12 protein-coding genes are annotated in these 9422 nt (G+C 47.0%); 10 read left to right on the forward strand and 2 right to left on the reverse strand.

Features of this window, described 5'->3' with window-relative positions:
• Positions 1–16 precede the first annotated feature (16 nt).
• From bioA to bioD, 4 genes are read left to right on the forward strand one after another with little or no spacing between them, the layout of a single operon-like run.
• Positions 17–1297 carry an adenosylmethionine--8-amino-7-oxononanoate transaminase gene (gene bioA / locus GW12_RS09540; RefSeq protein ID WP_034586862.1) on the forward strand — a complete coding sequence of 427 codons (1281 nt, stop codon included), beginning with the start codon at positions 17–19 and terminating at the stop codon, positions 1295–1297.
• The gene (locus GW12_RS09545) at positions 1294–2463 is read left to right on the forward strand and encodes an 8-amino-7-oxononanoate synthase (protein WP_034586865.1); all 1170 of its coding nucleotides are present in this window, start codon (positions 1294–1296) and stop codon (positions 2461–2463) included. The genes bioA and GW12_RS09545 overlap by 4 nt, the downstream gene beginning before the upstream one ends.
• Positions 2460–3212, forward strand: coding sequence for a malonyl-ACP O-methyltransferase BioC (gene bioC, locus GW12_RS09550; RefSeq protein WP_034586867.1), 753 nt, complete (start codon positions 2460–2462; stop codon positions 3210–3212). The genes GW12_RS09545 and bioC overlap by 4 nt, the downstream gene beginning before the upstream one ends.
• Positions 3209–3856, forward strand: a complete 648-nt coding sequence (gene bioD, locus GW12_RS09555; protein WP_034586870.1) for a dethiobiotin synthase — start codon at positions 3209–3211, stop codon at positions 3854–3856. The genes bioC and bioD overlap by 4 nt, the downstream gene beginning before the upstream one ends.
• A gap of 109 nt (positions 3857–3965) precedes the next feature.
• On the opposite strand, the gene GW12_RS09560 is transcribed toward bioD, so the two are convergent.
• A complete protein-coding gene (locus tag GW12_RS09560; protein WP_034586873.1) occupies positions 3966–4256 on the reverse strand; it encodes a helix-turn-helix transcriptional regulator in 291 nt (96 codons plus the stop codon).
• A 117-nt stretch (positions 4257–4373) separates the two neighbouring features.
• Here GW12_RS09560 and GW12_RS09565 point away from each other — a divergent pair, with 117 nt between their 5' ends.
• The 6 genes from GW12_RS09565 (at position 4374) to GW12_RS15685 (ending at position 8966) form a co-directional block, all read left to right on the forward strand.
• Positions 4374–4790 carry a YeeE/YedE family protein gene (locus GW12_RS09565; RefSeq protein WP_034586875.1) on the forward strand — a complete coding sequence of 139 codons (417 nt, stop codon included), beginning with the start codon at positions 4374–4376 and terminating at the stop codon, positions 4788–4790.
• A gap of 1 nt (position 4791) precedes the next feature.
• Positions 4792–5208: a DUF6691 family protein gene (locus tag GW12_RS09570; protein ID WP_034586877.1), complete on the forward strand. Its 417-nt coding sequence runs from the start codon at positions 4792–4794 to the stop codon at positions 5206–5208.
• Positions 5209–5210: 2 nt separating this feature from the next.
• Complete coding sequence (locus GW12_RS09575; protein ID WP_034586879.1) at positions 5211–6086, forward strand: MBL fold metallo-hydrolase; 876 nt, start codon at positions 5211–5213, stop codon at positions 6084–6086.
• Between the two features lie 313 nt (positions 6087–6399).
• Positions 6400–7839, forward strand: coding sequence for a cytochrome ubiquinol oxidase subunit I (locus GW12_RS09580; protein WP_034586882.1), 1440 nt, complete (start codon positions 6400–6402; stop codon positions 7837–7839).
• Positions 7836–8840, forward strand: a complete 1005-nt coding sequence (gene cydB / locus GW12_RS09585) for a cytochrome d ubiquinol oxidase subunit II (RefSeq protein ID WP_034586885.1) — start codon at positions 7836–7838, stop codon at positions 8838–8840. Before GW12_RS09580 ends, cydB begins: the two co-directional genes overlap by 4 nt.
• A gap of 15 nt (positions 8841–8855) precedes the next feature.
• On the forward strand, positions 8856–8966 hold the full coding sequence (locus tag GW12_RS15685; RefSeq protein WP_375730992.1) for a DUF2474 domain-containing protein: 111 nt from the start codon (positions 8856–8858) through the stop codon (positions 8964–8966).
• 140 nt (positions 8967–9106) lie between these two features.
• Here the strand turns inward: GW12_RS15685 and GW12_RS09590 are convergent, their stop codons facing one another.
• Entirely contained in the window at positions 9107–9301 is a 195-nt protein-coding gene (locus GW12_RS09590; protein ID WP_034586888.1) for a hypothetical protein, read from the reverse strand.
• Positions 9302–9422: the final 121 nt, after the last annotated feature.

Genomic DNA, 9422 nt, shown 5'->3' on the forward strand with positions numbered 1-9422 from the left:
GTTTAGGTTATTTTCTGTGCACGATTCTTTTGATCAGCAGCATATTTGGCATCCTTATACATCCATGACCCATCCATTGCCTTGTTACAAGGTCAGGACGGCGCATGGCGCTGTAATTGAGCTGGAAGATGGCACCCAGCTGATTGATGGTATGTCTTCCTGGTGGTGCACGATTCATGGCTATAACCATCCGGAACTGAATCAGGCGGTACAAGAACAGCTACAGTCCATGGCGCATGTCATGTTTGGAGGTTTGACCCATCAGCCGGCGATTGATCTGGCTAAACTGTTAATCGAGATTACTCCAGAACCGTTAGACCGGATTTTCTATGCAGATTCCGGCTCGGTAGCGGTAGAAGTGGCTTTGAAAATGGCAGTGCAGTACTGGCATGCCCGCGGTCAGGCAAAAAAAAGCAATTTTGTCACCACACGTTCCGGCTACCATGGCGATACCTGGAATGCCATGTCGGTCTGTGATCCGGTCACTGGCATGCACCAGATTTTTGGTTCCAGCCTACCACATCGTTACTTTGTCCCGGCACCGCAAAGCCGTTTTGATGGTGAATGGCAGCCTGAAGATATTCAGCCTTTGGAACAGCTGCTGGCAGAAAAACATGCACAGATCGCAGCGATGATTATTGAGCCAATCGTGCAAGGTGCGGGTGGTATGCGCTTGTATCATCCGGAATATCTGCGCCAAGTACGACAGCTATGTGATCGTTACAATATTCTGCTGATTCTGGATGAAATTGCCACAGGTTTTGGTCGTAGTGGCAAACTGTTTGCCTGTGAACATGCAGATATCAGCCCGGATATCATATGTCTGGGCAAAGCGCTCACCGGTGGCTATATGACCATGTCAGCAACCCTGACCACCCAGCATGTAGCAGACACTATCTCGCAGGGTGAAGCAGGCGTATTCATGCATGGCCCGACTTTTATGGCTAATCCATTGGCGTGTGCTGTAGCCCTCAAAAGTACCCAACTGCTCTTGGCACAGGACTGGCAAGCGAGAGTGCAGCGGATTGAACAGTTATTAAAAAGCTATTTACAGCCACTGAAGACATTGCCGCAGGTTGCGGATGTCCGTGTCCTTGGCGCGATTGGCGTGGTAGAACTGCAGCAGCCGGTCGATCTGGCCAGCTTCCAGGCCGAATGTGTACGCCGTGGAGTCTGGATTCGCCCGTTTGGAAAACTGGTGTATGTGATGCCGCCATTTGTGATTTCCGATGAGCAACTGGCAACTTTATTGACCCATATGGTGGAGATGATTCAGGCACTGGGAGCAACAGCATGAAGCATCTGGAACATTTTCAGCAGCAGCTGGATGATTTAAAACAGCAGGATCAGTACCGCCAATTTAAGCAGGGCATTTCCAGCCAGCCTGTTCTTCAGCTGAATGGTGTTGAGATGCTGAATCTGGCCTCCAATGACTATCTCGGAATGGCGGCTAATCTGCAGCTGCGGGAAGAGTTTTTTGACCTCACCCCACTTGCTGAACGACAGATGAGTTCCAGTTCTTCGCGTCTGCTGACTGGAAATTTTCTGGCCTATGAACAGCTGGAAGCCAGCATGGCACAGGCTTTGGGCCGCTCTGTGCTGCTGTTTAATAGTGGCTATCACATGAATATCGGCATTCTTCCCGCACTTGCGGATAGCAAGACCATGATCATTGCTGACAAGCTGGTACATGCCAGCATCATTGATGGCATTCGTCTGTCCAATGCCAGCTATGTGCGTTACCGGCATAATGATCTGGAACATCTGCAGGAGCTTTTAGCAAAGTATCAGACGGATAAGGCTATACAGCGGATTATTGTCGTTACCGAATCCATTTTCAGTATGGATGGCGATGAAACTGATCTTGCTGCGCTAGCCGCGCTCAAGCAGCAGTTTGATAAGGTCATGCTGTATGTGGATGAAGCCCATGCCATTGGTGTACGTGGTGAGCGCGGGCTGGGTTGTGCCGAGCAGTATCAGGTGCTAGATCAGATTGATCTGCTGGTCGGAACTTTTGGCAAGGCTCTGGCTTCGGTCGGTGGTTATCTGGTCTGCCATCCAGTCATCCGGGAATATCTGATCAACAGCATGCGTCCACTGATTTTCAGTACTGCGCAGCCACCGATCTGTATGGCCTGGACGAATTTTATTTTCCAGAAAATGCAGAAAATGAATCAACAACGTCAACAACTTGCCAGTCTGTCCAGTCGCTGTCATCAGGGGATTCAAGCCCTTGGTTATCCTTGTCCCTCCAGTTCACAAATTGTGCCGGTGATTATTGGCGATGTGGCTAAAACTGTGGATGCCGCAGAATATGTGCAGCAGAAAGGCTTTTATGTATTGCCAGTACGGCCGCCAACTGTGCCGAAAAATACTTCCAGATTGCGCATCTGCCTGCATCAGCAGGTCAGCCCGGTACAGGTGCAACAGTTGCTGGATGTGTTGCAGGAGTTAACACGATGAACACTGATCTGGTTGCACAACGTTTTGCCCAGGCACAATCCAGCTATGAACAGCAGGCGATTGCCCAGCGTCGGGTCGCTTTGGAACTGATCCAACGTATGCAGCTGCATGTTCCACCGCATCTACAGCGTATTCTGGAAATTGGCTGTGGTTCAGGTTTATTTACCCGTCAGTTGATGCAGCATTACAGCTTTGATCAGCTGTTTCTGAATGATCTCTATCCGAAAGTCAAACAGCATTTTGATGAAGATGCCCGGATTTACTGGGGCATTGGCAATATTGAAACTTTGCCGCTGCCACAATCGCTGGATCTGGTCGTATCCTGTTCCGCTTTGCAGTGGGTGCAGCAGCTTGAAGCATTATTTCTGAAAATCCATCAGGCTTTAAACCCGTCGGGCTGGTTGTGTTTTGCCAGCTATGCACACGACAACTTAAAGGAAATTAAGGCACTGACCGGGCAGGGGCTGGATTATTTGTCTCTATCACAGATGGTTGAATTGCTGGAATCTTGCGGCTATGAGGTCTTGATTCAGGAAGAACAGCACCTGATTCTGGAATTTGAACATCCGCGTGATGTGCTGAAACATATTAAGGCCACCGGCGTGCAAGCAACCGCTGAGGGTTTCCGCTGGACGAAGTCTTCTTTGCAGCAGTTTTATAAGCAATATCAACAATTTCAGCTGCCAGGCAGCCAGCAATATCCTTTGACTTATCACCCAATTTATCTGATCGCACGGAAGCGCCCATGAACGCAAAAATCTATTTTGTCAGCGGTATCGATACTGGCATTGGTAAGACTTATGCCACTGGTTTTCTGGCCAAAAGCTGGAACGATCAGGGCATTCGTACCATTACCCAAAAGCTGATCCAGACTGGTAATACCGATTTATCTGAGGATATTGAACAGCATCGCAAGATGATGGGCTGTGGTCTTTTACCGGAAGATCATGCAAGGCTGACCATGCCGGAAATCTATGCCTATCCGGCTTCGCCGCATCTGGCTGCCCGGCTGGAACAGCGTCTGGTGAACTTTGCAAAAATTCAGCAGGCGACTCAAACCTTAGCTCAACGCTATGACCGGGTATTACTAGAAGGTGCAGGCGGCTTGATGGTACCACTGACTGAAGAACTGTTAACGGTGGATTATATTACAGCACAGCAGTTCCCGGTGATTCTGGTCACTTCTGGTCGTCTCGGTAGTATTAACCATACCTTGCTCAGTCTGGAGCTGTTAAAGCAGCGCAAGATCAAACTGTATGCACTGGCTTTTAACCATGCCGATGATGCTCAAGATGAAGTGATTGCACAGGATACCATTCAGTATTTACAGCAATATTTACACCAGCATTTTCCAGAGGCCCAGTGGCTGGATATTCCTGTGGTTGAGGCTTGAATTAACTAGAGGAATCGGTGGTTCAGTCTTAATTTTATGCCAATCGAAACTGCTCAATCGCTTAGGGGCTGAATCGAGACAGTTTGACTAATAATTTTTCAGGATCTGTTCAATTCATCTCCTGACAATACAACTGATGCAGGGTTTGTATGATTTTAACAATTTTTGGATCACTCAGCTGATAATAAATCTGTTTGCCTTCACGGCGGGTATTCACCACTTCATATTTGCGCAGCACAGTGAGTTGCTGTGACAGGGTCGGCTGCTGAATACCAGAACAGTCGGCAATCTCTTGTACATTCAGCTCAGTATCGACCAGAACACAGAGAATTTTTAAGCGGTCTGGATTCGCCAGAACTTTCAACAAATTAGTAACCTGATCAACCTTGGAAAAGTCCATATTAAATACCTATAGCGCGTCTGAGATGCTAATCTGAAAATATGTCTTACTAAATTCGGCTTGAATAATGTTATTAATTATATATTATAAAATTATATATTAAATTTCAGAATTATTATGCACGATTTTACCTTGGCCTTTCTCGGTGGTTTACTACTTGGTGTTGCTGTCGTCGGCTATCTCTATGTGAATGGTCGGATTGCGGGTGTCAGTGGACTGGTCGGACAGGTCGTGAATAAACAGACCCGCTTTAAAACTCCGGCAATCTGGTTTTTGGCTGGCCTGATCATTACTCCATTTATCTATGGTTTGTTTATCCAGTCCGAGATTAAGTTGAATGCCAGCCCATTGATGATGATTGTAGCTGGACTCTTGGTTGGTTTTGGGACACGACTCGGTTCTGGCTGTACCAGCGGACATGGCATTTGTGGCATCAGTCGTCTGTCAGGCCGTTCTATCGTGGCGACTTTATGTTTCATGGGCACCGGTTTTATCACGGTCTATATGATTCGCCATGTGACAGGAGCGTTCTAGCATGAAAAATCTGTTGGCTTTTGTCTTTGGTGGTCTGTTCTCAGTCGGACTGATGCTTTCCGGGATGTCTAATCCGGAAAAGGTACTTGGCTTTCTGAATTTATTCGGCAACTGGGATCCGAGTCTGGCTTTTGTCATGCTGGGCGCGATTATGGTGGCTTTTATTCCATTCCAGAAAGCAGTACGTAATCCAGCAACGAAAACCCTATTCGGTGAAACGATTGAACTACCGACCAAAACTGAACTTGATCGCAAACTGATTATTGGCAGCCTATTATTTGGGATAGGTTGGGGCACTGCCGGCATCTGTCCAGCACCAAGTTTTACCCTTATTGGTCTAGGACATTATCAGGTGTTTTACTTTATTATGGCGATGTTGACCGGTGTTTTCATTCATAAAAAATGGGCAGGAGGATAAGCATGTTACAACAGCCACAGGTACAGGAATTTTTTGATGCGAATACCAATACCTTTAGTTATGTGGTCAGCGATGCTATCACACAGCAATGTGCCATTATCGACAGCGTACTGGACTATGATGCTGCCTCTGCCAGCACCTCGACCACACATGCCGACCAGATCATTGCCTATGTGCAGGCACAGAATCTAACCGTTGAATGGATTCTGGAAACCCATGTGCATGCCGATCATTTAACCGCCTCACAATATCTAAAATCGGTGCTGGGCGGCAAGATTGCCATGAGCCATAAAATTTCGCTGGTGCAGGAAACCTTTAGCAGCATTTATAACCTCGACATCAAGCAGTTTAATGCCTTGCAGCCTTTTGACTATCTGTTTGAAGATGGTGAAGCTTTCAAAATTGGTCATCTGGATGCCTATAACATTCCAACTCCAGGACATACACCCGCCTGTCTCAGCTATGTGATTGGTGATGCCGTGTTTGTCGGTGATACGCTATTTATGCCGGACTATGGTACGGCGCGTTGTGACTTTCCGCGTGGCAGTGCTGAAACCTTGTATGATTCGGTGCACAAACTTTTCCAGTTACCTGACCAGACTCGGGTATTTCTGTGCCATGACTATTTACCCAAAGACCGTCAGCATTTTGTCTGCCAGACTGATATTCAGACCCAGAAAACCCAGAATATTCATATCCGGCAGGGCATTAGCAAGGCTGAATTTGTCGAGATGCGCAACCAGCGTGATGCAGGCTTGAGTATGCCGAAACTGATTTTGCCTGCAATTCAGGTCAATATGCGGGCTGGGCAGTTTCCTGAGCCAGAAGCCAATGGCACTTCCTATCTGAAATTACCGCTGAATTATTTTAAATCCTGAGTTCCATCCCTATTTTCCGCCGCAAGGCAAGGCACTTCCATGTACTCTTTAACTCGTTAAGTCCGGCAAGCCATCTTTGCGCTTGTCTGAAACGTTTTAAAAAGATTTACACCGTGAAAATGATGAATTTCGCATGAGTTTTCCATTGCGGACTGGAACTTTGCACGCCTGAAAAAAAGCTCAGGCAGATATCAAAGTCCTACAGATTTGCAACATTGTGAAAGTTGCGTACGACCTACACTACAAAATAAAGCCATTTCAGCTGCTTATGCTGAAGATTTCTCACCAACAAATTCAACAATAAGGTGATGACATGGATTTAGGTTTAACTGCGCTGGAACTGGCACGTATCCAATTTGCCTTTACTGTCTCCTTTCATATTATTTTCCCAGCGATTTCGATTGGCCTGGCCAGCTTTTTGGCGGTACTGGAATGGCGCTGGCTGAAAACCAATGATCCGGCTTACCGGGATCTGTTCAAGTTCTGGATCAAAATTTTCGCGCTGGCCTTTGGTATGGGTGTGGTCTCTGGCGTAGTGATGAGTTATCAATTCGGTACCAACTGGAGTGAATTTTCCCGTGTAGCCGGAAGTGTCACCGGGCCGTTGCTGACTTATGAAGTCTTAAGTGCTTTCTTTCTGGAAGCTGGTTTCCTTGGCATCATGCTGTTCGGCTGGGATCGGGTGGGACCTAGAACTCATTTTTTTTCCACTGTTATGGTGGCGATCGGCACCTGTATTTCTATGTTTTGGATTCTGTCTTCTAACAGCTGGATGCAGACCCCGCAGGGCTTCAGTATTGAAAATGGCCTTATTGTTCCACAGGACTGGTTAGCCATCGTTTTCAACCCTTCCTTTCCTTATCGGCTGGCACATATGGGCATTGCTGCTTTCCTGTCCTCAGCTTTGCTGGTACAGGGCGTGGCAGCCTGGCATTTGCTCAAAGGACGCCGGGATGCCTTGGTTAAAACCTCCTTTTCCATGGCCATGTGGATGATTTTGGTGTTGGCACCGTTACAAGTAATTGTGGGCGACTTTCATGGACTGAACACCCGTGAATATCAGCCAGCCAAGATTGCGGCAATTGAAGGACATTGGGAAACCAACCGTGGCGAAAGTATGCCGCTGTATCTGTTCGGGATCCCGGATATGGAAGCCGAAGAAACCAAATATGCGATTGGTATTCCCAAATTGGGTAGCCTGATTCTGACGCATAGTATGGATGGGGAAGTGCAGGGCCTAAAAGACTTTGCACCTGAAGACCGTCCAAACTCATTAGTAATCTTCTGGAGCTTCCGCATCATGGTGGGTTTGGGCGTGTTGATGCTCATCATGGCACTGGCAGGTCTGATCCTGCGTAAAACTGGGCGTTTTTATGAAGCGCAGTGGTTTCATCGCTTTGCCTTGATGATGGCACCTTCCGGATTTATTGCCTTACTCGCTGGCTGGTTTACTACAGAAGTCGGCCGTCAACCCTGGGTCGTTTATGGGGTAATGCGAACCCGGGATGCGCTGTCTCCGGTTTCTGCCGAGCAGGTCGGATTGACCCTAATTATTTTTGTACTGGTCTACTGCGTGGTATTTGGTGTCGGCATTTATTACATGCTGAAAATGATGCACAAGGGACCAGAATTTATTCATGCCCGTCCGCATACTGAGGGTGAAGTCATCCGTGCGTCTAAACGTCCAATGAGTACTTTCGAGGAAAATGAAGAGGACGCGCGTGCTCAACGTGAGCAGGAGGATAACAAATGATTGATCTGTCGTTGATCTGGATTGCAATTATCGCGCTTGGTGTCCTGATGTATGTGGTGCTGGATGGCTTTGACTTGGGCATCGGTATTCTGTTTCCTTTCTTTAAAGATCAGCATGAACGCGATGTGATGATGAATACCGTGGCACCCGTTTGGGATGGGAATGAAACCTGGATGGTACTCGGTGGAGCCGGGCTGTTTGCTGCCTTCCCGCTGGTCTATTCCACTGTGCTGTCCGCTCTATATATGCCAATTATCCTGATGGTGGTGTCACTGATTTTCCGTGGCGTTGCTTTTGAGTTTCGTTTTAAGGCACATCGGGGTAAACACTGGTGGGATGTAGCTTTTATTGGCGGTTCACTGCTGACTTCTTTCCTGCAAGGGGTGATTCTCGGTGCTTATATTCAGGGGATTAAAACCACCAATGGTATTTATAGTGGTGGCGGGCTGGACTGGCTGACTCCATTCTCTCTATTTACCGGTCTAGGTGTAGTGACCCTCTATGCAACGTTGGGCTGTGGCTGGCTGATCTTTAAAACCGACCATGAGCTGCAGGACAAGATGTTCAAGTTGATGCCTAAACTGATTATTGCCTTATTGTTTATATTTGGCGCCGTCAGTATTTATACTCCATTGGCTCATCAACAGATTGCAGAACGCTGGTTTAGTCAGCCGCAGATTTTCTATTTCAGTCCGGTGCCGATTCTGGTGTTGCTATTTACCTTTCTATCCTTGCGTGCCTGTAAACGCCGTCGCGAGTTCGCACCGTTTATCTATATGCTGGCACTCGTAGTCCTAGCCTATACAGGATTTCTGATCAGTCTGTGGCCTTATATCATTCCGCCAACTGTGACGCTGTGGGAAGCTGCTGCACCGCAAAGCAGCCAACTTTTTACCCTGATTGGCGCACTAATCCTGATTCCGATTATCCTGTTTTATACCGGGCTGTCGTACTGGGTGTTCCGGGATAAAGTCCGGGTCGGTGATGAAGGTTATCATTAAGGCAGGGAGGTACGTGTGATGAAATTGAATCAGGCGGGCTGGTTTATCCTACTCTGGCTCGGCGGTTTCCTGACCATGGTGATCATTGCCGGGATTTTCCGCTTCCTGCTACATCTAGCGTATTAAGCGAAAGTAAAATTCTACCCAATAAAAAACCTCCTTGATGGAGGTTTTTTATTGGACTGCCATTCATTCAAAAGAACATTTAGCAAGTCGAGTATTGTGAGGGGAAAGAACAATCACAACATTTGATTGAATTCGGAAAATTACAGCTCTTTCCAGACTTCGTTTTGGTCTTTAAGGGAAACCGTGAAATTAAACTGGTTGTCTGTAGTCACCAACAGGCTGGTTGGTGTTTGCATAACTACTTTCAGCACTGTGCCTTCTTCAAACACCAGTGGTGTGCAATTTTCCTTTTCCAAGGTAACTGGTTTTAGTAGTTCAATGACAGAGCTTTCCATGATGTATTCCCCAAGCTTCAATTGTTCGTATTTTCGTTTAAGAATAACATAGTTTATCGTTATTTTTTATACCTATTTGCTTTATCAACACGAGTTGAATCATTTTTATCCCTTTAGCCGT

This window comes from Acinetobacter sp. HR7, from assembly GCF_000773685.1.
In the GTDB taxonomy this organism is placed as follows: domain Bacteria; phylum Pseudomonadota; class Gammaproteobacteria; order Pseudomonadales; family Moraxellaceae; genus Acinetobacter; species Acinetobacter thermotolerans.